At 69.3% G+C, this 20,793-nt stretch carries 22 protein-coding genes; 9 read left to right on the forward strand and 13 right to left on the reverse strand.

Going from position 1 to position 20,793, the window contains the following annotated elements; all coding sequences use genetic code 11:
* Positions 1–44 precede the first annotated feature (44 nt).
* Both DQW50_RS03555 and DQW50_RS03560 read right to left on the reverse strand, forming a co-directional pair.
* Positions 45–1,370, reverse strand: coding sequence for a nucleotide sugar dehydrogenase (locus DQW50_RS03555; protein ID WP_112077938.1), 1,326 nt, complete (start codon positions 1,368–1,370; stop codon positions 45–47).
* Positions 1,367–2,341 (reverse strand): NAD-dependent epimerase/dehydratase family protein, encoded by a 975-nt coding sequence (locus DQW50_RS03560; protein WP_112077939.1) that lies wholly within the window; start codon positions 2,339–2,341, stop codon positions 1,367–1,369. The genes DQW50_RS03555 and DQW50_RS03560 overlap by 4 nt, the downstream gene beginning before the upstream one ends.
* Before the next feature lie 245 nt (positions 2,342–2,586).
* Between DQW50_RS03560 and DQW50_RS03565 the strand changes: the two genes are divergently transcribed.
* Together DQW50_RS03565 and DQW50_RS03570 are read left to right on the forward strand one after the other, a co-directional pair.
* Positions 2,587–4,665 (forward strand): hydantoinase/oxoprolinase family protein, encoded by a 2,079-nt coding sequence (locus tag DQW50_RS03565; RefSeq protein WP_112077940.1) that lies wholly within the window; start codon positions 2,587–2,589, stop codon positions 4,663–4,665.
* Entirely contained in the window at positions 4,662–6,287 is a 1,626-nt protein-coding gene (locus DQW50_RS03570) for a hydantoinase B/oxoprolinase family protein (protein WP_112077941.1), read from the forward strand. Before DQW50_RS03565 ends, DQW50_RS03570 begins: the two co-directional genes overlap by 4 nt.
* 176 nt (positions 6,288–6,463) lie before the next feature.
* Here the strand turns inward: DQW50_RS03570 and DQW50_RS03575 are convergent, their stop codons facing one another.
* From DQW50_RS03575 to DQW50_RS03595, 5 genes are all read right to left on the reverse strand, one after another.
* A complete protein-coding gene (locus DQW50_RS03575) occupies positions 6,464–7,396 on the reverse strand; it encodes an NAD-dependent epimerase/dehydratase family protein (protein ID WP_112077942.1) in 933 nt (310 codons plus the stop codon).
* 169 nt (positions 7,397–7,565) lie between these two features.
* Positions 7,566–8,414 (reverse strand): sugar phosphate isomerase/epimerase, encoded by an 849-nt coding sequence (locus DQW50_RS03580; protein WP_112077943.1) that lies wholly within the window; start codon positions 8,412–8,414, stop codon positions 7,566–7,568.
* Positions 8,415–8,420: 6 nt separating this feature from the next.
* Positions 8,421–9,374 (reverse strand): UbiA family prenyltransferase, encoded by a 954-nt coding sequence (locus DQW50_RS03585; protein WP_112077944.1) that lies wholly within the window; start codon positions 9,372–9,374, stop codon positions 8,421–8,423.
* 4 nt (positions 9,375–9,378) lie between these two features.
* Positions 9,379–10,221 carry a sugar phosphate isomerase/epimerase gene (locus DQW50_RS03590; RefSeq protein ID WP_112077945.1) on the reverse strand — a complete coding sequence of 281 codons (843 nt, stop codon included), beginning with the start codon at positions 10,219–10,221 and terminating at the stop codon, positions 9,379–9,381.
* Positions 10,211–11,011, reverse strand: coding sequence for a TatD family hydrolase (locus tag DQW50_RS03595; protein ID WP_112077946.1), 801 nt, complete (start codon positions 11,009–11,011; stop codon positions 10,211–10,213). The genes DQW50_RS03590 and DQW50_RS03595 overlap by 11 nt, the downstream gene beginning before the upstream one ends.
* Before the next feature lie 243 nt (positions 11,012–11,254).
* Between DQW50_RS03595 and DQW50_RS03600 the strand changes: the two genes are divergently transcribed.
* Positions 11,255–12,520 carry an inositol-3-phosphate synthase gene (locus DQW50_RS03600; RefSeq protein WP_112077947.1) on the forward strand — a complete coding sequence of 422 codons (1,266 nt, stop codon included), beginning with the start codon at positions 11,255–11,257 and terminating at the stop codon, positions 12,518–12,520.
* Entirely contained in the window at positions 12,517–13,872 is a 1,356-nt protein-coding gene (locus DQW50_RS03605) for an alkaline phosphatase family protein (RefSeq protein ID WP_241964323.1), read from the forward strand. The genes DQW50_RS03600 and DQW50_RS03605 overlap by 4 nt, the downstream gene beginning before the upstream one ends.
* Before the next feature lie 315 nt (positions 13,873–14,187).
* Here the strand turns inward: DQW50_RS03605 and DQW50_RS03610 are convergent, their stop codons facing one another.
* Positions 14,188–15,315: an FAD-binding oxidoreductase gene (locus DQW50_RS03610; RefSeq protein WP_112077948.1), complete on the reverse strand. Its 1,128-nt coding sequence runs from the start codon at positions 15,313–15,315 to the stop codon at positions 14,188–14,190.
* Positions 15,316–15,467: 152 nt separating this feature from the next.
* On the opposite strand from DQW50_RS03610, the gene DQW50_RS03615 reads away from it, so the two are divergent.
* Together DQW50_RS03615 and DQW50_RS03620 are read left to right on the forward strand one after the other, a co-directional pair.
* Complete coding sequence (locus DQW50_RS03615) at positions 15,468–15,767, forward strand: AbrB/MazE/SpoVT family DNA-binding domain-containing protein (RefSeq protein WP_112077949.1); 300 nt, start codon at positions 15,468–15,470, stop codon at positions 15,765–15,767.
* Positions 15,764–16,201, forward strand: a complete 438-nt coding sequence (locus DQW50_RS03620; protein ID WP_112077950.1) for a PIN domain-containing protein — start codon at positions 15,764–15,766, stop codon at positions 16,199–16,201. The genes DQW50_RS03615 and DQW50_RS03620 overlap by 4 nt, the downstream gene beginning before the upstream one ends.
* A 70-nt stretch (positions 16,202–16,271) precedes the next feature.
* Here DQW50_RS03620 and DQW50_RS18360 read toward each other — a convergent pair whose 3' ends face one another.
* Positions 16,272–16,652 (reverse strand): hypothetical protein, encoded by a 381-nt coding sequence (locus DQW50_RS18360; protein WP_241964325.1) that lies wholly within the window; start codon positions 16,650–16,652, stop codon positions 16,272–16,274.
* On the opposite strand from DQW50_RS18360, the gene DQW50_RS18365 reads away from it, so the two are divergent.
* Together DQW50_RS18365 and DQW50_RS03630 are read left to right on the forward strand one after the other, a co-directional pair.
* Positions 16,653–16,952: a hypothetical protein gene (locus DQW50_RS18365; protein WP_241964327.1), complete on the forward strand. Its 300-nt coding sequence runs from the start codon at positions 16,653–16,655 to the stop codon at positions 16,950–16,952.
* A 103-nt stretch (positions 16,953–17,055) separates the two neighbouring features.
* Positions 17,056–17,484, forward strand: a complete 429-nt coding sequence (locus tag DQW50_RS03630) for an ArsR family transcriptional regulator (RefSeq protein ID WP_112077952.1) — start codon at positions 17,056–17,058, stop codon at positions 17,482–17,484.
* A gap of 39 nt (positions 17,485–17,523) precedes the next feature.
* On the opposite strand, the gene DQW50_RS03635 is transcribed toward DQW50_RS03630, so the two are convergent.
* Both DQW50_RS03635 and DQW50_RS03640 read right to left on the reverse strand, forming a co-directional pair.
* Positions 17,524–17,721: a DUF5800 family protein gene (locus DQW50_RS03635; protein WP_112077953.1), complete on the reverse strand. Its 198-nt coding sequence runs from the start codon at positions 17,719–17,721 to the stop codon at positions 17,524–17,526.
* A 71-nt stretch (positions 17,722–17,792) separates the two neighbouring features.
* The gene (locus tag DQW50_RS03640; RefSeq protein WP_112077980.1) at positions 17,793–17,969 is read right to left on the reverse strand and encodes a DUF5786 family protein; all 177 of its coding nucleotides are present in this window, start codon (positions 17,967–17,969) and stop codon (positions 17,793–17,795) included.
* Positions 17,970–18,146: 177 nt separating this feature from the next.
* Here DQW50_RS03640 and DQW50_RS03645 point away from each other — a divergent pair, with 177 nt between their 5' ends.
* On the forward strand, positions 18,147–19,400 hold the full coding sequence (locus tag DQW50_RS03645) for a polymer-forming cytoskeletal protein (protein ID WP_112077954.1): 1,254 nt from the start codon (positions 18,147–18,149) through the stop codon (positions 19,398–19,400).
* 3 nt (positions 19,401–19,403) lie between these two features.
* Here DQW50_RS03645 and DQW50_RS03650 read toward each other — a convergent pair whose 3' ends face one another.
* Positions 19,404–19,898: a universal stress protein gene (locus DQW50_RS03650; protein WP_112077955.1), complete on the reverse strand. Its 495-nt coding sequence runs from the start codon at positions 19,896–19,898 to the stop codon at positions 19,404–19,406.
* Between the two features lie 88 nt (positions 19,899–19,986).
* Positions 19,987–20,754, reverse strand: a complete 768-nt coding sequence (locus DQW50_RS03655; RefSeq protein WP_112077956.1) for a ribonuclease H-like domain-containing protein — start codon at positions 20,752–20,754, stop codon at positions 19,987–19,989.
* Positions 20,755–20,793: the final 39 nt, after the last annotated feature.

Raw genomic sequence — 20,793 nt, forward strand, 5'->3', positions numbered from 1 at the left:
TTCACGTCTCGCGGTCCGTGGGTGGTTTCGCCGCAGTACGAGGGTCAGCGTGTCGGCGGCTTCTCGACCGCCGTGTCGACACGTTCTGCCGTCTCTCCGAGCGTCACCACGATCGCGGACGTGTCGTCCGGCATCGCGTTCTTCGCGTCGTACACGAACGAGGCGTGCTCGCCCAATCGGGCCAGATCGAACGCGTCGTGGTCCACGAGGAGGACGCCCGCGTCGGCCGCCTCGACCGTCTCGTCGCTCACCGATTCGGTAACCGGAACCCACAGCTCCTCCGGGTCGACGTGTGGGTCGACGAGCGTCACGTCGGCGTGTCGACGGAGCTCCTCGAACACGTCTATCGCGGGCGAGTGTCGCGGATCGCCGACGTTCGGTTTGTACGCCGCGCCGAACGCGAGTATCGAGGCGTCCTCGAGGGGAACACCGCGAGCTTCGAGCGCGGTGGTCACCCCCTCGACGACCCGGCCGGGCATCCCTTCGTTCACCTCGTGGGCGTGCTCGATGAACGGGAGCTCCGTCCCGGCCTCGTTCGCACGCCACGTCAGGAACTGTGGGTCGATCGGGATACAGTGACCGCCGACGCCGGGGCCGGGTTCGAACGCCTGGAACCCGAACGGTTTGGTCCCGGCCGCGTCGATCGCCTCCCACACGTCGGCATCGAGCCGTTCGGCGAGCGCGACGAGCTGGTTGACGAGCGCGATGTTCACCATCCGGTAGGTGTTCTCCAGGGTCTTCGAGAGCTCGGCCGTCTCCGTCGCGTCCACCGGGACCGTCTCGGTGATCGCCTCGAAGAGCGTCGTCGCCGCGTCCCGTGCGGTCGGATCGTCCGCACCGACCACGAGCGGGATCTCCGCGATCTCGTGATCTCCCCCCGGATTGAGTCGCTCGGGGACCATCGCGAGGAGGGTCGACCCGGCGGGACGGTCGGCCGACACGATCGGGGCGACCACGTCGCTCGTCGCCCCCGGGTAGACCGTACTGGAGACGACGACGAGCGTCTCGCGCTTTCCCGCCTGCTCGGCGACCGTCCTCGAAGCGGCCCTGACCGCGCCCATCGCCGGCTCGCCGTCGGCGACGCCCGTCGGAACCGCGATGACGTACGCGTCGCAGTCGGCGACGACGCTCGGAATCGCCTCCGGGGAGAACCCGGCGTCGAGTCCCGCCACGAGTTCGGCGTCGCTGACGTCGTCGACGTAGCTCGCCCCGTTCCGGAGGCGTCCGACCCGCTCCTCGTCGATGTCGAATCCGCGAACCTCGAAGCCCGCATCGACGAAGGCGAGGCTCAACGGAAGGCCGACGTATCCGAGGCCGATCACGCCGATCCTCGCGTCACGGTCCGCGAGGCGGTCCTCGACGCCGGTCATCGCGCGGGCACCTCGTCGGTCCGCTCGTCGATCACGTCACGCAGGATCCGGTCGAGTTCGACCGTGGGTGTTCGCCCCAGTGCGTCGTGTAGTTTCGAGACGTCGGGTTCGCGTTCGTCGGGCTCCTCGAAGTCCTCGCTGTACGCCTCCGCGAAGGGGACGTGCGTGATCCCGGAATCCGATCCCGTGAGTTCGATCACTCTGACTGCGAGGTCGTTGATCGAGGTCGGATCCGGCGTCCCGACGTTGAACACCTCGCCGTGAGCCTCGGGGGTCGTCAGTAGGTCGTGCGTGATCGAGACGGCCTCGGCGACGTGCGTGAAGCTTCGCGTTTGTGTCCCGTCCCCGTATACCGTGAGGTCGTTCCCGTCGAGCGCCTGCTCGACGAACGTGGGGATCACCATCCCGTATTGGCCCGTCTGTCGCGGACCGACGATGTTGAAGTAGCGCCCGACGACGACGGGGAGGTCCTCTTCGGCGTGATGTCCCAACGCGAGGAACTCGTCGGCGGCCTTTGCGGTCGCGTACCCCCACCGCGGGGCGGTGGTCGGCCCGTACACCCGGTCGTCGTCCTCCGCGAAGGGGACGGACTCGGACTTGCCGTACACCTCCGAGGACGAGGCGATGAACGTCGGGGTGGCGTCCGCCGTGGCCGCCTCGAGGACGTTCTCGGTCCCCTTGAGGTTCGTCCGTAGCGAGTCAAGCGGGTTCTCGACGATCGTCTTCACGCCGACCGCGGCCGCGAGGTGGTAGACGGAATCGGACTCGGCGACGAGGTCCGTGACGAGGGACCCGTCCCGAACGTCGCCGTGGACCGTCTCGACCCGATCGGTGTCGAGGTGGGCGAGGTTCGACGCGCTGCCGGTCGAGAAGTCGTCGAGGACGACGACCCGGTCGTCGGTCTCGGCGAGGAGGTGATCGACGAGATGCGAGCCGATGAATCCCGCCCCGCCGGTGATCAGAACTGACATCTACTGGAGTAGTATCCGGAGTAGCGGCATGTTAACTTTGTGTATTGGGTACCGCCCTAGCCAGCCGCACGGGTTCCGTCTCCGGGATCACGGATGAACTCGCCGCCGACGTGGGTCGCCCGACAACGTTTTTCACCCGCTGGCGGAACCTACCCGTATACCTCGAAGCGATCGACATGGAACACACACGATACAACGACGTGAGCCCGGAGGCGGGGGTTGCCCGCACTGCCGGGGTGGTATAGATGGGAGAGCGACGGGTCGGCGTCGACGTCGGCGGCACGTTCACCGACGTGGCGCTGGCGGTCGACGGCAAACTCGTGACCGCGAAGGTCCCGAGCACCGACGACCAGAGCGAGGGGGTGATGGCCGGGATCGAGAAGGCCTGTTCGGCGGCCGGGATCGACCCCGAGAGCCTCGAGGCGTTCTCCCACGCGATGACCGTCTCGGTCAACGCGCTCTTAGAGGAGGACGGCGCGCGGACCGGCCTCGTCACGACCGAGGGGTTCCGGGACGTCCTCGAGATCGGTCGCCAGGACCGGCCGTCGCTGTACGACCTCGACGCCGAGAAGCCCGCGCCGCTCGTGCCTAGGCGCCGCCGGTTCGAGGTCGACGAGCGGGCGACCGTCGACGGGATCGAACGCCCCGTCGACGTCGATGCGGTGCGCGCCGTCGCCGACGAGCTCCGCGAGGCCGACGTCGAGTCGGTCGCCGTCTCGTTGCTCCACGCGTACGCACACCCGGAGAACGAACGCCGGGTCGCGGAGACGTTGCGCACAGCGCTCGACGTGCCGGTGTCGGCCTCCCACGAGGTGCTCGCCGAGTTCCGCGAGTACGAGCGGACGTCGACGACGGTCGTCGACGCCTACGTCGGTCCGGCGATCGACCGCTACGTGGGCGGGCTCGCGGACCGCGCGCGCGACCGCGGCGTCCCCCAGCCGCGGATCATGCAGGCGAACGGGGGGATCACCGACGCCGACACCGTCAGGGAGAACGCCGTGACGACGGTGCTCTCGGGGCCGGCCGCGGGCGTCGTGGGTGCGAGCGCGATGGCGGCCGGTGACGGAGCGGAACCGACCCAGGACGCGGACGGCGAGGCGAGCAGAGGGGCCGGCGAGGCGAGCAAGGGGGCCGGCCTCGTCACCTTCGACATGGGCGGGACGTCGAGCGACGTGAGCCTCGTCCGCGACGGCACGGCCGAGCGGACGACGGAGGGGGAGATAAACGGTCGGCCGATCCGGACGCCGATGGTCGACGTCGAGACGGTCGGCGCGGGCGGCGGGTCGATCGCCTGGGTCGACGCCGGCGGTGCGCTCCGCATCGGTCCGCGATCGGCCGGCGCCGACCCCGGTCCCGCCTGTTACGGGAAGGGAGGTACGGAGCCGACCGTGACGGACGCGAACCTCGTGCTGGGCTACGTCGGCGCGAGCACCAGCCTCGGCGGCGAGCTGTCGCTCGATCCGGACGCCGCCCACGACGCCCTCGCGGCGCTGGCTGTGGAGGCGGGCATGGACGGCCCGCTCGCGGCCGCCCGCGGCGTTCACCGCGTCGCGAACGCGAACATGACGCGGGCGATCCGTTCCGTGACCGTCGAGCGGGGGTACGACCCGCGGCGGTTCGGCCTCGTCGCGTTCGGCGGGGCGGGCCCGATGCACGCGATCGCGATCGCGGACGGCCTCGACGTCTCGCGCGTGGTGATCCCGCGGGCGTCCGGCGTGCTCTCGGCGTACGGTCTGCTCGCGGCCGACGAGAAGCGCGACGCGGTCCGGACGTACCAGCGTCCGCTCTCGGCGGTCGACCCCGCCGACGTCGACGCGGTGTACGCGTCGCTGGCCGAGGAGCTCCTCTCCGAGGTGAGCGACCGCGACGCGGCGTGCGTGCGGTACGCAGTCGACCTCCGATACGCCGGCCAGAGCTTCGAGCTCACCGTCGACGTCGAGCGCCCCTTCGACCCCACGGCGGCCGGCGAGGCGTTCGCGGCGGCTCACGAGTCTGCCTACGGCTACCGCGTGAACGAGCCGGTCACGCTCGTGAACTGCCGCGCGACGGCCACCGTCGCCCGGGACGCGCCGTCGTTCACGTACGACGCCGACGGCGACCCGCGGAAGGGGACCCGCGAGGCGGCCTTCGGCGACGGTGAGGGAGACGGCGACGACGGCGTCCACGAGACGGCCGTCTACGACCGCGGTCGGCTGTCGCCGGGCGAGACGATCGCGGGGCCGGCGGTCGTCGAGGGCGACGAGAGCACGGCCGTGGTCCCGCCGGGCTGGAACGTGCGGGTTCGTTCGGACGGCGCGCTGCTCGCGGAGGTGAGCGGGGAATGAGCGACGAGTCGGGGACGACGGACGACGAACGCGGCGGGATGGACCCCGTAACGCTGGAGATCCTCCGGAACCAGCTCGAGAGCGTCGCTACCGAGATGGGCCACGTGCTGATCCGTGGGGCGTACTCGCCGAACATCAAGGAGCGGCAGGACTGCTCGACCGCGCTCTTCGACGCGTCGGGGCGGATGGTCGCGCAGGCCGAGCACATCCCGGTCCACCTCGGCGCGATGCCCGACGCGGTCGAGACGGTCCTCGAGAAGGACCCGAAGCCGGGCGACGTGTTCGTCGTCAACGACCCGTTCGCGGGCGGGACGCACCTGCCGGACGTCACGCTGGTGTCGACGATCGCGCCCGAGGGCGAGGTGCTCGGCTTCGCGGTGTCGCGCGCCCACCACGCCGACGTGGGGGGCAGCGCGCCGGGGAGCATGCCGCCGGGTGCCCGCGAGATCTACGAGGAGGGGCTCCGACTGCCCGCGGTCCGGCTCGTCGACGGCGGCGAGCCGAACGAGGCGGTCCACGAGCTGATCCGGGCGAACGTCCGGACGCCCGACGAGCGCGACGCCGACCTCCGGGCACAGCGCGCCGCGAACGCGCGGGCCGAAGAGCGGGTCGGCGAGCTCCTCGACGAGCACGGGTCGACGTTGCTCGTAGCGTTCGACGCCGTCATCGACTACTCCCGCGAGCGCGTGGAGACGGCGCTCTCTGCCCTCCCGGACGGCACCTACCGGGCGCGGGACGTCCTCGAGGGCGACGGCGTGACCGACGGGGACGTGCCGATCGAGGCCGCCGTCACGATCGACGGGGCCTCGCTCGCCGTCGACTTCGCCGGCACCGCGGACCAGGTGGCGGGCAACCTGAACGCGCCGCTGTCGGTCGCGAAGAGCGCGGTCTACTTCGTCGTCCGCGCGATCACCGACCCGGAGATCCCGCCGAACCACGGCTGTTACGAGCCGGTGTCGGTGTCGGCACCCGAGGGGTCGCTCCTCGACCCGAACCCCCCGGCGGCGGTCGTCGGCGGCAACGTCGAGACGAGCCAGCGCGTCACCGACGTCACGCTCGTTGCGCTCGCCCCGGCGATCCCCGACGCCATCCCCGCCGGCGGGCAGGGGACGATGAACAACCTCATCATCGGCGACCGCTCGGGCGAGTTCACCTACTACGAGACGATCGGCGGCGGGTTCGGCGCTCGTCCCGGGAAGGACGGCATGGACGGCGTCCAGGTCGGGATGACGAACACGCTCAACACGCCCGCCGAGGCGATGGAACTCGAGTACCCCCTCCGGGTCGAGCGCTACGCGCTCCGCCCCTCGAGCGGCGGCGACGGCCGGTACCGCGGCGGGCTGGGGCTCGAACGCACCGTCACCGTCGAGACCGACGCCACCGTCTCGCTTCTGACCGAACGCCGGCGGACGGCCCCCGCGGGGCTCGACGGCGGGGGGAACGGTGCCGTGGGAGAGAACCTCGTCGACGGGGAGCCGGTGCCCGCGAAGGTCTCCGTCGACGTTTCGGCCGGGTCGACCGTCTCGATCCGGACGCCCGGCGGCGGCGGCCACGGCGATCCCGAAGCGCGCGACCCGAAGGCCCGGGAGCGCGACCGGCGGGACGGGAAGGTCGAGGAGTAGCGGGCCGGGAGGGCGTCCCTGCGCCGTGGAGCCGTTCGGTCCCGATCGACCCCGGATTTCGAGTACGATCGCGATCGCGTGATCGGGGTCGTCTCCGTACCGGGGCTGTCAGCACGCCGCCGGGGATCCGTACCGACGATGGGGGGATCGGCGTCGAAAAGAGCTCGATGGGGCCGCTACGTTATCTCTCGCGCGCCCTCGATGTAGGGCGCACAGACGCGTTCGACGCCCTCCGCGAAGTCGATCTCGGGTTCCCAGCCGGTGGCGTCGTGGAACTCCGAGGCGTCGGCCATGGTGTCGTGGACGTAGCCGTCGAAGGGGCACTCGACGTATTCGGGGTCGACCTCGGTGCCGAGCGCGTCGTTGATCAGCTCGACCATCTCGTTGAAGGAGTACGCCTCCTCGGTGCCGACGTTGTAGACGCCCGTCAGCTCCTCGTCGACAGCGAGCTCGCAGGCGCGGGCGACGTCGTCGACGTGGGTGAAATCGCGGGTCTGGGAACCGTCGCCGAAGAGTTCGGGGGCCTCGCCGGAGGCGATGGCGTCGGCGAACTGCGCGACCGTGTTCGCGTACTCCCCTTTGTGTCCCTCGTTGCCGCCGAAGCCCTGGTAGACCGAGAAGAAGCGCAGGCCCGCCATGTTCATGTCGTGGTGGTTGGCGTAGTACTCCGCGTAGCGCTCGCGGGCGAGCTTGGAGGCCTCGTAGGCGGTGTGCGCCTCGACGTCCATGTCGACGGGGGAGGGCTCGGTGCGGCTACCGTAGATCGAGGAGGTAGAGGCGTAGACGACGGTGTCACACCCCTCCTTCCGGGCGCGTTCGACCGTGTTGACGAACCCCTCGACGTTGACGCGGCAGCCGCGCTGGGGGTCGGACTCGTGCATGTTGCGCGAGGAGAGCGCGGCGAGGTGGAAGACGACGTCGACGTCGACCGGGTAGTCGTCGTCGAGGACGGAGGCCTCGACGAACGCAACGTCGTCGACGAGGTTCTCTGGCGTGCCGAGGTAGGTGTCGTCGACGGCGATCACGTCGTTGTCGGCCGCGAGGCGGTTCGCGAGGTTCGAGCCGATGAAGCCCGCGCCGCCCGTCACGAGGACGCGCTTGTTTCGCATGAGCGTGTGTCCTCGGAGCGGCCCGTTTAGCGCTTCGATCTTGTCTTTCGGCGATCGTCTCGCTCGATACCGGCCACTCCGGGTCAGCGACCGCAGGCGTCCCCAGCACCCGGTCTCACCGACGCGAGACGAGTGACGACACCGTCGGAAGGGCCGGACGGGGGGCGTGTCAGACGAATCGCGCCAACGCCTCGTACGCCTCCCGTGCCGCGTGGTCCGGCCGTTGTGGGTACGTGTACAGCTCCATGGTGACGAACCCGTCGTACTCGATATCGTCGAACGCATCGAACATCGGAGCGAACGAGAGATCCCCTTCGCCGGGGACGAGGTGGTAGTGTTTCCCGCGTATCCCGCCGGCGATGTCCTCGAGATGGACGCCGGTGATGACGCCCGCACACCGGTGAATCGCGTCGACGGGGTCGTCGCCGTACACCGCCACGTGGCCGAGGTCGAGGTTGACACCGAGTCCGTCCCGGCCCACGTCGTCGAGCAACGTCAGCGTCTCTTCGACGTTCTCGACGAGCAGTTCGGGTTCGAACTCGATGCCGACCTCGATCCCCCGCGGTTCCGCGTAGTCGAGGATCTCGTGGAGAGAGTCGACGAAGTACTCGTACGCCTCCTCGGGACGCGTACCGGGGAGGGCGGTCCCCGAAGCGACGCAGACGGCCGGGGCGCCGACCAGGTCGGCGAGATCGATCGCCCGCTTCGTGTACTCGATCCGCCACCGGCGGTCGTCCCCGTCGGCCGTCGAGAGGCTCGGTTCGAAGAAGGCCGACGGCGGGGCGTCGTCGTAGAAGCCCGTCGCGGTGTTGGCGTTGACGTTCGACACCGCGAGACCGGTCCCTTCGAGAGCCTCGCGGACCGCGTTCCGGTCCGCAGTCCCGAACCTCGGGAAATAGGCGTGGGGGTCGTCACCGAGCAGTTCGACTCCGGCGTAGCCGTGGTCGGCGATGCGCCCGATCGCTTCGGGGAGGTCGTACTCCGTGTACGCGTTCGTGGAGAATGCGAGTCGTGTCATGGTGGATCAGCTGACGTCGAACCGCTTCGAGAGGACCGTCGCGGGGACGAGAAACGACAGCGCCGTGAGCGCCCACCCGACGCCGGCGGCCGCCGCCGCACTCCCGACGAGAATCGATTCGCCCACGACGCAGGTCCCGACCGCGGGAACGACGGCCTCGGGTACCGGGTCGGCGTACGCTCGACGGAGTGTCCGCCCGTTGCGGACGAGGAACACGCCGAGCGCGAGGAGGCCCACGACGATCGCGAGCGCCGACGGGCGGGCAGTGAAGAGCGTGCCGGCGACGACGACCGCAGCGAGCAGCGACGCCGCGCCTACGGTGAGAATGCGTCGACGGGAGCCGCCCGTCCCCTCGTCGTCGGCCATCGCCGTGACGGCCGCGATGTAGCCGAAAACCGCCGCCGGGACGGCGACGAGTCCCACCGTCGTGTCGATCCCGGGGCCGTCCAGCGCGGCACGGATCTCCCCGCCTCCAACGCTGGCACCCAGGAGAACGTTGAGCCCGCGGGCCGTACCCATCGCGAGGAACCCGGCCGAAGTCCCCTTCAACAGGGCGTCGTAGCCCACGACGACGATCGACAGGAGGCCCGCAACCGCGACGGACACCGGGCCGACGGTCGCAGCGAGCACGACCCCGCCGCCGAGCGCCGTGAGTCCCACGCCGAGTGCGGCCCGTCGGGGAACGATCCCGGAGGGGATGGGGCGCTCGGGGCGCGTCTCCGCGTCGCCGGCGGCGTCGGCCCAGTCGTTCAGCGACGTCCCGCCGGCGTACAACAGCATCGACGCGACCGCGAGAACCGCAACGTCCCTGGGGCGGACGGCACGACCGGCGATCCCGGCGGTGATCGCGAGCGCGGCCCCGGCGACGACGTCCGGCGGCGCGGTGAACAGGTTCGGCACGCGGACGAGCGCCGCGTACCCCGTGAACCGGTCGCGGACCGTCGGGGACGTCGTCGCCATCGCCTCACGCCCACCCGTGGTCGCGGAGGTAGTCCATCGCGTCCCGAGCGGTCTCCGCGGCGGTCTCTTGGTACGGGTACAGTTCGACGGTGACGTACCCGTCGTAGTCGGTGGCCGCGACCGCGGTGAGGAACGCGTCGATGTCCATCGCCCCGTCGCCGAGCGCGGTGTGCTCGTGTCGCCGGTCCGCCGGGATATCCTCCAGGTGGTAGTGCTGGGTGTACGGGGCGAGCCGCTCGACCTGTGCTGGGGGCTCTTCGCCGACACAGAAGAGGTGGCCCGCGTCGAAGTTACAGCCGACGACGTCCGTGTCTACCCGGTCGGCGAACGAGAGGAACTGATCGGTCGTCTCGATCAGGAGATCCGGCTCCGGTTCGACGAGGAGGTCGACGCCCGTCTCCCGGGCGATCGGCGTCAGCTCCTCGATAGCGGCGACGAACCGGTCCATCGCCCACTCGCGGGACTTCCCGTCCGGGACGGGTCCGCCCGGCTCAACGGAGACGTACGGCTGGTCGAGCGCCGCGGCGACCCGGAGGGCGTCGGCGGTGTAGTCGATCCGTCGCTGTCGGTACTCGTCGTCGGGTTCGACGTACGACGGGTGGTGAAACCCCTCGATAGCTGTCAGCATGAACGCGTTACAGTTGCTGATCGCGACGTTCGCACCCGCGAGCGCCGCCCGCACGGCGTCGAGGTCCGCGTCGGTCGCCGTCGTCGGATAGAGGTGCGGCTCGTCCAACAGCAGTTCGACACCGTCGTATCCCGCGTCCCCGATCGTCTCGATGGCCTCGTCCAGCGCGTACTCTCGGAAGGCGTTCGTCGAGAAGCCGAGTCGTAGCTCAGAGCTCATACTCGAAGTTCGGCGACCGGCTGAAGAACTCGTGCGGATTCTCGAGGACGACCTTCCGAACCTCGTCGCGGCTCCAGCCCCGGTCGAGCATCTCGTCGCGGGCCTTCGGGACCGCGAGCGGGTCCGAGGGGTCCCAGTCCGCGGCGCTGTTGAACAGCATCCGGTCGGTGCCGTACTCCTCCAAGAGGTCGATCGCCGCGTCGGCTTCGATCTTCCCCGGGTAGAGCGTGAACCCGATCCAGCAGTCGGTCTGCAGACTCGTCTCGATCGTCTCCGCGGTGTTGTGGTCGATGACGATGCGCTCTTGGGTAACGCCTTCCTCCTCGATGACGTCGACGATACGCTCGGTCCCCGACGGCTTGTTCTCGTGAGGTGTGTGGACGATGACGGGGAGTTCCCGCTCTTCGGCCATCCGGAGCTGGCGGCGGAACGCCCGGTCTTCCGCCTCGGTCTGCTGGTCGTAGCCGATCTCGCCGACGCCGACGACGTTCTCGCGGTCCAGATACGCCGGGAGACGCTCGAGTACCGTCTCAGCCATCGCTTCGTAGTTCGCCTCTTTCGGCTCGAGCCCGATCGTAACGTAGTGGTCCATCCCCGCCGACCGCTCGGCCCGCTCGGTCTCGAAGTCGATGATGTGCTCGAAGTAGTCGAAGAACGACCCGGCGTGTTGCTTGTCGGTCCCGCTCCAGAAGGCCGGTTCGATGCAGCACTCGATGCCCGCCCGCCGCGCTCGGTCGTAGTCGTCCGCCGAGCGCGACACCATGTGCATGTGTGGGTCGATTATCCGCATGAGACGGTTCAATCAGCCAACCGTATTAATTACCGTCCGACTAAACGGCGGATCCCCCGTCTCATGCGGCGATATCGGATGTTAAGGAGTCATATAACTGGGACGGCGGCCGGCGGGATGCGCGTTAGCCGGATCATTCCTTAGCCGACGAACTCGGAAGTACCTCGAGATGACACACGGGATTCACGACGGCGCCGGGGGGATCCCCCTCCGGCGGTCGCCAGGGCCGACACGGAGGCGACGATGACGCTTGGCGTCTGGCTGATCGGGGCGCGCGGGAACGTCGCGACGACGGCGATGGTCGGCGCCAGAGCCATCGATCACGGCGTGACCGACACGACGGGCCTGGTGACCGCCCGGGAACCCTGTGCCCGTCTCGACTTGCCCGGCGTCGAGGAGTTCGTTTTCGGCGGACACGACGTTCGAACCGAGCCCCTCCGGGAACGGGCGGCCGCCCTCTCGACGGACGGCGTCCCGCCGGCGTCCGTGGTCGACGCCGTCGCCGAGGACCTCGACCACATCGACGATCGGATCAGGACCGGGACTGCGGTGAACTGTGGCCGCGCGCTCGAGTTGGCCGGCGACGACCTCCTGGAGGACGAGCACTCGCTCCGTGGCGTCGTCGAACGGATCCAGGCCGACCTGACCGACTTCGAGCGGAGCCACGACCTCGGTCGCGTCGTCGTGATCAACGTGGCCTCGAGCGAACCGATGCCCGCTACCCCCGACCGGTACGACACGCGAGCGGCGTTCGAGGCGGCGCTCGACGACGACGACGACGAGATTCCCGCCAGTTCGCTGTACGCCTACGCGGCGCTGTCCGACGGCCGGCCGTTCGTCAACTTCACGCCCAACACGGGGAGCGCACTCGGCGGCCTCGAGGAGCTCGCCGAGGCCCGGGGCGTCCCGCACATGGGTCGAGACGGGAAAACCGGGGAGACGCTACTGAAGTCCGCGCTGGCCCCGATGTTCGCCGGTCGAAACCTCCACGTCATGTCCTGGGAGGGTCACAACATCCTCGGTAACGACGACGGCTTAGTGCTCGAAGACGAGGAAAACCAGGCCGGCAAACTGGCGAGCAAGGGCGGCGTCCTGGACGGGCTACTCCCCGATCTCGAACACAACCGGGTGCGCATCGACTACACCCCGTCGCTCGGCGACTGGAAGACCGCGTGGGACCACGTCCACTTCCAGGGCTTCCTCGGCACCGAGATGAAACTCCAGTTGACGTGGGAGGGGAGCGACTCGGCGCTGGCGGCACCGCTCGTCCTCGACCTGGCTCGACTCGCCGCCTACGCCGACGAACGGGGCGAGGGCGGGCTCCAACCACACCTCGCTTCCTTTTTCAAGTCGCCGATGGGCGTCGACGAACACGACCTCTCCAAGCAGTTCGTCACGCTCGAGGCGTACGTCGAAGCACACGCGGGCGACGGGCCGACGTCGGTCGGCGAGCGGGACCGGACCGCCGACACGGCGGGAGCCGGCACCAAGCCGGAGGCGGACGAGTGACGACCGACGCCGACCGCGTGCTCGTCTTCGACGTCGTCGGTCTCCAGCCTCGCCACGTCACGGTCGACGCGATGCCCGCGCTGGCCGACCTGCTCGACGACGTCGTGGCGACCCGCCCCGCGTTCCCGGCGCTGACGGTGCCGGCCCAATCGACGCTCGCGAGCGGGACGGACCCGACGACCCACGGCGACGTGGCGAGCGGACGGTACGACCGCGCGACCGACACGGTCGAGTTCTGGGGACGGGACCGTGCCGACCGGCAACGCCTCTGGGAGACGGCCCGCGAGGACGGGGCGACGACCGGGGCGCTGTTCTTCCAGCACCTGATCGGGACCGACGCCGACGTCGCCGTGACGCCCTCGCCCGTCGAGGACGCGGACAACGAGCTCATCGCGATGAACTGCTGGACGAACCCGGACGGCTTCTACGACGACCTCCGTGACGAGTTGGGTCACTTCCCGCTGCACAACTACTGGGGACCGGCGGCCAGCGTGGAGGCGACTCGCTGGATCCTCGAGGCCGCGGAGCGGGCCGTCGACCGCGTCGATCCGGACCTGCTTTGGGTGTACGTCCCCCACCTCGACTACACCGGCCTGGCGGAGGGTCCCGGCGACGCGTTCGAGGCGGAGCTCCCGGTAGTCGATGACCTGCTGGGCGAGTTCATCGAGGCCCGCCGGGCGGACGACCGGTGGGACGGGACGGCCGTGGCCGTCGTGAGCGAGTACGGGTTCAACGCCGTCGACACGCCGGTGTTTCCCAACCGCGCCCTGCGCGATGCGGGACTGCTCTCGGTGGCTGACGACGGCGAGGGTGGCGAGGACGTCGACCTCGACGCCTCCGCGGCGTTCGCGGTGGTCGACCACCAGATCGCGCACGTCTACGTCGATCCGGAGGCTCGAACGGCCGCCCACGAGGTGCTCGCCGGGCTTCCCGCCGTCGACGCCCTGCTCACACCCGGTGACTGTGACCTCGCTGCCCACCCGAACGCGGGCGAGTTCGTCCTCGTTGCTGCCCAGGACGCCTGGTTCCAGTACTACTGGTGGGACGACCGCGACGACGCCCCGTTTTACGCCACCAGCGTCGACATTCACCGGAAGCCGGGATTCGACCCCTGTGAACTGTTCATCGGCGACGAGGGGATGGCCTCGCTCGATCCGACGGCGGTCGGCGGCTCCCACGGTCGCGTCGACCCGAAGACGTTCCCCCTGTTCGGCGTCGGAGGGCCCGCCGCGCCGACGCTTCCCGAGGGCCCGATCGACGCCCGTTCGGTTTCGCCCACCCTCGCGGACCTGCTCGGGGTCACGACCGACGCCCTTTCGCACGCCGAGGACGCCTCGGTGCTTTCCCGGTGAACGAGACGCGTGACCCCGAGACGATTCACGCACCCGTCGTGACGCCACGGGTCGCTCGCCTCGGTTCTGCGCGCCGTGGCACCTCGAGACGACCTCGTCGGTCGGCGATCGTCCCCGGCGACGTCCCCTGCGGTGACGACAGGTCTCCACCGTCCCGAAGGGCGCGAGCACGGCATCGGACGTGACCGTCCCGGCGTACCGGGCGAAGTCCTCGCGTTCGTCCGCTCACGCGAAAGCCGGCCCGCCGGGCGCGAACGATCCTCGTGGTGTACCCAATGCGTGAACCCCACGCGCGTGACCGGTCCCGACGGTCCGCTACCCCGAGTCACCGCCGAATCGCGTCACGGAGACGCGGTCGGGGATCGGCTCCCCCTCGACGACGTGGTCGGCGACGAGCTTCCCGCTGTAGGGGCCCAACATGAGCCCGGTCGCGCCGTGGCCGGTCGCGAGGTACGCGCCCTCGACGTCGGGGGCGACACCGAGGACGGGGACCCCGTCGGCACAGACGGGGCGGAGCCCGACCCGGCGTTCGATCACGGTCGCGTCGGCGAGCCCGGGTGCGAGCCGGAGCGCCTCTCCGAGTACCTCGTGGAGCCCGCCGGCCGTGACCCGCGGATCGAAGCCGCTGCCGGCCTCGCGGGTCGCGCCCGCGACGAGGCGGCCGTCGGGCCACGGAACGACGTAGTGGTGCCGGAAGCCCTTCAGGACCGGCCACGAACCCGTCTCGGCGTCCGGCAGGTCGAGGTGGACTATCTGCCCGCGCTTCGGTTCGACGGGGATCTCGAGCCCGAGGTCGTCGCCGAACGCGGGCGACCACGCGCCGCCGGCGATCACGACCCGGTCCGCGTCGATCCGGCTGCCGTCGGCGACTTCGATGCTCTCCACGCGGCCGTCCCGGGTCCGGACGCCGGTCACGTTCCCGTCCGCGACCTCGAGGCCGTGGCTCCGTCCCGCCTCGCGGAGCGCGCCCGCGAAGACCTGGCCGTTCACGCGTGCGGCGTCCAGGACGTGGAACGCGCGCTGTGGCTCCGCGAGCGCGGGGACGCGGTCGGTCGCCGCAGCCGGGTCGATCGCCTCGATGTTCGGGAGTTGCTCGCAGCGCGCCTCGATCCGGGCGGTCGCCTCCTCGTACGGGGCGAGCTCGTCGTCGTCGACCGCGGCGGCGATCAGGCCCACCCGGCCGTAGCTCGTGTCGTCGACGCCGTCGGCCTCGAGCCGGTCGACGAGCTCGGGGTAGTAGTCGACGGCGTCGGTCGCGAACGCGAACCAGTCGTCGTCCGCGGTGCGGCTGCTCGTCCCCGGCGAGATGACTCCCGCGCCGGCGGTCGTCGCCCGACCCGCGTCCCGGCGGTCCACGAGCAGCGTTTCGACGCCCGCACGGGCGAGGTGATACCCGACCGAGGAGCCGACGATGCCCCCGCCGACCACGACCGCGTCGTACATGTTGACGGAGTGGCGCGGGGCTTACAAGGCGTTTCGGGTCGCGGAATTCGGACCGATACCGGTGCCCGTCACGTCTCCCTTCGGGTGGCCGTCGACGACGCTCTCCGTGATCGCGGGAGTTTTAGTAATACACAAATCTATAGGTACTACTAATGACATCGAGTAGTACAAACGAACCACAGATCGTACACGTCTCTCAGAAGGGACAGGCCACGATCCCGAAAGGATTACGCGAGAAGTTCGGGATCGAGACGCCGGGTGAGGTGTTCGTCTACGAGGAGGGTGGACGCATCGTCATCGAGCCGGTGCCGTCGCCCGAGGAGCTACACGGGATCCACGCCGGGACACACGAACCCGGCGAGGTGCTGGAGCGCGTCCGTGAGGCGAGAGACGAGGAGAAACGCCGGGAAGACGAACGGGCCGATCGGCTCAGTCCGTCCGAGGACGCATGAGCGGTGGATACGTCTTCGACACCGAGGCGATCGTCGCCTTCCTCTACAGCGAACTCGCCCACGAAACCGTCGCAGCGCTTCTCGACGAGGTCTTCGCCGGGGAATCGGCTGGCGTCCTCTCCCGAACGAACGCCGCCGAAGTGTTCTACCTCGTCGCGCGGTTCGAAGGCGTCGATGGCGCTCCGACGAACGCCTCACTACGGGATGCCGACCGGGACCTCCGGGCGCTCGAACGACGGGGGGTGGGCATCGAATCGGCCGACTGGCGACTGGCGGCCGAAGTGAAAGCCGACGGGGGCGTCTCCCTCGCCGACGCGTACGCCGTCGCGCTCGCACACGAACGCGACGCGACGCTCGTCGCGGGGGCCGACGACGACTTCGAGGAACTCCCTGTCGAGATCGATCTGTTCCGGTTCCGAGACGAGGGGGTGTGATCCTTCCCGCCGTGAACGGCGGGGTTTAAGCGACCCCGCTCAGCTCCGAGACGAGCGTGTCGGCGCTCCATCACGGGATCCGATCCACGGCTCCGTCCAGTTCGTCGGTAGTCGCCCACTCCACGACACGCTCATCCACCGCGTTCTCGAGGGCGGCCAGGTGGGATACAGCCATCCCGTTCTCGTACTTCGCCCGCTGTTTTTCCGGATCGTCGTACACACGCTTGAGGATCCACAGCACGTCTCGAACCACCGTCTGCTGTCGATACAGGTAGCCGAGCTCCCAGACGTGGCCGCCGTCGAAGTCCTCGATCACGCCGACGACCCACGTCGCCTGTGCCGACAACACCTCGAAGGCCGGCGCCCACAGATCGAGGTCGTCGGCGTCGAACCCGAACTCCTCTACCCTGAACCCGACGGCGTCTCGCCGGTCATCCAACCGAGCACACACGTGCCGGCGACGCTCCCCGGACGCACCCGACCCGCTACCGACCACGAGGTACCGACGGCTCGCACGACGGACATCGACGAACCGGGCCCCGTGGAGCCCGTCCTTGAGTCGCTGGTGTTGCTCGGGTGTGAGCGACAACGTCGCTTCGTCGTGGAGCTCATCGGCCGCGATGTCACCGATAAGACCGGCTTCCGCGTGTTCTGTAGTTCGACAGGTAGTATCGTCGGAAACACCTCTTTCACTGTCACCACGATCGTCGTGGTCATCATCAGTGTCACCGCCTACCATTTCATATCATGATCTAGTTTGCCGTTAGATAGTGGTACTGGTTGTGAAACTACTTGATCAATCGATTGTACTCAGCAACCAAGTGTTTATGCGCCGTCCGTCCTTAGTAGCGCGTATGAACCCCCAACTCGCAAAGACGAACACTGCGGACGCCGGGAGGGAGCCTGACGGGTTCGAGACGTGGACGGCGCTCCAGAGGGCTACCGATCGAACCCGTGCGAACCTGATCGCGGACGTCGTCGGCCACCCACAGGGTGCTCCGAGCGTCCGAGAACTCGACTACATGAACCCCGCGCTCGGTGAGGACGCGATCCGTCGGCATCTGGGCGTGTTACAGGACGTCGGCGTCGTCGCGGAGCTGGTCGTCGAGCCGGGCGACCGCGTGCGTGGCTACCCGTACAAGTTCTATCAGCTCACCGAGCAGGCGCGAGAGCTGTTCGATCGAAACGACCTGTTCCCGGCGGACGCCTGGCGACGGCAGTACGCTCGCGTCGAGAAGACCGGCGAGATCGCCGAACTCGAAGAGATGCCCCGGCCCGAGTAGCCCGCGCCGCTGACCCCGATCGGCAGACTCAGACCCGTCTCACAACACGTCGCCGATCCGGACCGGTTCGCCGTCGAGTTCCGGCTCCTCGGCGACGATCTGACGGACCTCGTGGTCGGTCACGTCGCGGTATGCCTTCCCCGTGGCCTCCTCTATCAGCGTCTTCTCGAGTTCGAACTCGGTTCCCTCGTAGACGACGTCGACGCCGTCCTCGTTGAACGTCAGATCCGTGCTCATGGCCGATGTAGCCCGTCGACGGATAAAAGGAGCGTGACCCGTCCTCGCTGTCGGCTCGCTCACGGGTCCCGTTACTCGTCGTCGCCCTTCATCGTGCCGAGGCGGTCGACCAGCTCGTCGGTGTCCGCGTCACCCTCCACGGAGACGTCCCCGTCGTGGTCGTGTTCGTGGACGTTCACCGCCCCGTCCTCGTCGGTGTCGACGTCCTGGCTCCCCTGTTCGCTCTCGTCGTACGATCCGAATCCCATGTCGTCGGGTTCGAGACCGGAGTTGAAAAGGTCGGTGACCGCGGGCCCCATTGGGGACGGTCCGCACGCGTCGGGCTCGGCTCCGTGAAGCCCCGGCTCGGGAGGAATTCGAAGGCCGTCCGACGGGCGTCGGACGCCCCCCTATCGTTTATGTCTCCCGAGGGACTTCCCACGGGTGTGTCACTGAGGGGCGACGGTCCGATAGACGAGCTCTCGGTCCCGTCGGGGACCACCGTCGAGGAGCACGACGTGGTCGTCGACGGTGACGTGCTCGTGGGCGGGCAGTCGACCGTCGAGTTCGGGATCCGGGGCCGTAACGTCGCGATCGGCGAGCGCGTCGAAATCGGCGACGACATCGAGGCCGACGGTGACTGCCGGCTCGACACCTGGTGCTCCGTCGACGGCAACGTCCTCGTCGGCGAGGACGCCTACCTCGGCGAGCGCGTGGCCGTGGCCGGTCGGCTCATGGTCTCGGGCGACCTCGACATCGGCGACGACGTGGACATCGAGGAGGGATTCGAGGCCAACGGCTGGATCGTCATCCGGAACCCCGTTCCCACGCTCGTCTTCTACTTCATCGTGCTCTCACAGCTGTTGCGGGCCGGCGAGACGGACGCGGCCGACGAGCTGGCCGAGGCGCTCGCCGACGGCGACGACGTGCGCGACCCGCTCTTCGTCCCCCGTGCTGCGGAGATCTCCGACGACGCGTGGCGCGTCTCGACGCCCGCGGCGGTCGGCGACGACTGCCGGCTCCACGGCAACCTGCGGGCCGAGTCGATCGCGATCGGCGAGCGCAACGAGGTGTTCGGCTCGCTCCGCGCCCGCGACGACGTCACGGTCGGTGCCGACACCGTCATCCACGGCGACGTGACCACTCGCGGCGGGACCGTCACGATCGAGGCGGGCGCGCACGTCCGCGGCGACGTCTCCGCCGGCGACCTCGTGATCCACGACGGCGCGGAGATCGACGGCTCGCTCCGCGCCCGCGGCGAGATGAAGCTGGTCCAGTCCGTCCGGAACGACGACGACGGGACGGGAGCCGGAAACGGACCGGAAGCCGGAAACGGACCGGGAGAACCAACGGACGAAGCGACGGACTCCGACGAGGACGCCGATCTCGACGTGGGCGAGGACGTGGGGACGGACCCCGACGCCGACAGGGACGCGAGCGAGGAGACCGACACCGACTCGAACGCCGACACGGACCCTGGCGGGGACGGGGACGTCGACACCGACTCCGACGTGGACACCGATACGAGCGGGGATACCGACACCGACTCCGACGTGGACACCGCCGACGCCCGCCCCCGAACGACCTCGGGACCGCTACACGCGACGCTCGAGGAGGCGGAAACGACCGAACGTGACGGCTCCGCCGGGACGACCGCGTCGGGCGGGACGGACGACGACGAGGGGACGGACCGCGAGTGACCGTTACCCGTCGTCGGAACGGATCGTCAGCACGGGGACGTCCGCCATCCGCACGATCTTCTCCGTGACGCTGCCCAGGAGGTATCGTTCGACGCCCGTACGACCGTGTGTCCCCATCACGATGGCGTCGACGTCGTGTTCGTCGGCGTATTTCAGGATCGTCGAGTGCGGAGTCCCCACCTCGATGGCGGTCACCGTCTCGGCGTCGCCGAGCGCCGCGACCGTCTCCTCGACGACCGCCTCCGCTCGCTCCGTGACCGCGTCGTCGACGTCCGACGTCCCCATTCCCTCGTAACCGGCTTCGGCGCTCTGGCCGCTCATTCCCGATTGCTCATCGGAGAGGAACGATCCGCTCGCCCCCAGCCCGGCATGGCGTGCGTCGACGACGTGTAGCACGTGAACGGTCGCGTCGAACGACGAGGCGAGGGCCCGAGCGTGTTCGGCCGCCGCTTTCGACCCGGTGCTCCCGTCCGTCGGGTACAGAAGGTTCCGGTACATATTCCCGTTAGTACGTCCATTTGACATGTGAAAAACATACCGGCAGCGATACAGGGTTCTGACGCTCTCCTCGGCGGCGGCCCCGCGTTCAGGTGCTCTCCCCGACGGCGGGCGCGAACACGTCGCGGTGGAGCGACTCACAGACGGTGTCCGCGAGCGTTCGGAGGTTCTCCGTGTCCTCGCGGTTGTACGACACCAGCGTCTCGAGGGCCCCGTCGTCGCCGCGTTCGTACTCGTGCCAGAGTCTGACCGCGTCGCGACCGGAGAGGTCCGGGCGGTCGCGGTCGATGCCGAGCTGCCGTTCGATCGGCTTCAGCCCGCCGGAGAGCCCGATCCGCTTCGCCGGATACACGAGGTCCAGGTGCGGGGTGTCGACCTCGATCCCGAAGGACGTCTCGAGGAACGGCACGTCGAAGCGCGCGCCGTTGAACGTCGCCAGGAGGTCGGCCTCCCGGAACCGCTCGCGGAGCCGGTCGGCGGTGAGGTCGTCGCCGGCCACGAGCGTCGTCGTCTCGCCGGCCTGGTGGAAACTGACGGTCGTGACCCGGTCGCGGTGCTCGTCGAGGCCGGTGGTCTCGATGTCGAAGAAACAGGTCCCCTCCCGGAAGTCCTCGTAGAGCCGCCAGCGCTCGCCGCTCGGGAACCGCCGGTCGAAGTACGTCGCGTCGCCGTCGTCGAGGCGGGCCCGCGCCTCCGCGATGAACGCCTCGATCCGGTCGGCGGTGGTCGAGCCGACGCCGGCCACGTCGACGGCGGGGTCGAACTCGTCCCAGGTGTGGACGCCCCGCTCCCAGAGCCGGCGCTCCGTCGTCTCGCCGACCCCCTCGACCGGGATGAAGCTGTTCTCGATGCGCATGTCCGCTACCGGGGGACCGGCGGGCAAAAACCCCGCGGG

Source organism: Halorubrum sp. 48-1-W (assembly GCF_003287355.1).
GTDB lineage: Archaea > Halobacteriota > Halobacteria > Halobacteriales > Haloferacaceae > Halorubrum.

Bases quoted from the DNA above. Each gene is read 5' to 3' on its own strand.
- DQW50_RS03555 (WP_112077938.1), bottom strand. From the start codon at position 1,370: ATGACCGGCGTCGAGGACCGCCTCGCGGACCGTGACGCGAGGATCGGC.
- DQW50_RS03560 (WP_112077939.1), bottom strand. From the start codon at position 2,341: ATGTCAGTTCTGATCACCGGCGGGGCGGGATTCATCGGCTCGCATCTC.
- DQW50_RS03565 (WP_112077940.1), top strand. From the start codon at position 2,587: ATGGGAGAGCGACGGGTCGGCGTCGACGTCGGCGGCACGTTCACCGAC.
- DQW50_RS03570 (WP_112077941.1), top strand. From the start codon at position 4,662: ATGAGCGACGAGTCGGGGACGACGGACGACGAACGCGGCGGGATGGAC.
- DQW50_RS03575 (WP_112077942.1), bottom strand. From the start codon at position 7,396: ATGCGAAACAAGCGCGTCCTCGTGACGGGCGGCGCGGGCTTCATCGGC.
- DQW50_RS03580 (WP_112077943.1), bottom strand. From the start codon at position 8,414: ATGACACGACTCGCATTCTCCACGAACGCGTACACGGAGTACGACCTC.
- DQW50_RS03585 (WP_112077944.1), bottom strand. From the start codon at position 9,374: ATGGCGACGACGTCCCCGACGGTCCGCGACCGGTTCACGGGGTACGCG.
- DQW50_RS03590 (WP_112077945.1), bottom strand. From the start codon at position 10,221: ATGAGCTCTGAGCTACGACTCGGCTTCTCGACGAACGCCTTCCGAGAG.
- DQW50_RS03595 (WP_112077946.1), bottom strand. From the start codon at position 11,011: ATGCGGATAATCGACCCACACATGCACATGGTGTCGCGCTCGGCGGAC.
- DQW50_RS03600 (WP_112077947.1), top strand. From the start codon at position 11,255: ATGACGCTTGGCGTCTGGCTGATCGGGGCGCGCGGGAACGTCGCGACG.
- DQW50_RS03610 (WP_112077948.1), bottom strand. From the start codon at position 15,315: ATGTACGACGCGGTCGTGGTCGGCGGGGGCATCGTCGGCTCCTCGGTC.
- DQW50_RS03615 (WP_112077949.1), top strand. From the start codon at position 15,468: ATGACATCGAGTAGTACAAACGAACCACAGATCGTACACGTCTCTCAG.
- DQW50_RS03620 (WP_112077950.1), top strand. From the start codon at position 15,764: ATGAGCGGTGGATACGTCTTCGACACCGAGGCGATCGTCGCCTTCCTC.
- DQW50_RS03630 (WP_112077952.1), top strand. From the start codon at position 17,056: ATGAACCCCCAACTCGCAAAGACGAACACTGCGGACGCCGGGAGGGAG.
- DQW50_RS03635 (WP_112077953.1), bottom strand. From the start codon at position 17,721: ATGAGCACGGATCTGACGTTCAACGAGGACGGCGTCGACGTCGTCTAC.
- DQW50_RS03640 (WP_112077980.1), bottom strand. From the start codon at position 17,969: ATGGGATTCGGATCGTACGACGAGAGCGAACAGGGGAGCCAGGACGTC.
- DQW50_RS03650 (WP_112077955.1), bottom strand. From the start codon at position 19,898: ATGTACCGGAACCTTCTGTACCCGACGGACGGGAGCACCGGGTCGAAA.
- DQW50_RS03655 (WP_112077956.1), bottom strand. From the start codon at position 20,754: ATGCGCATCGAGAACAGCTTCATCCCGGTCGAGGGGGTCGGCGAGACG.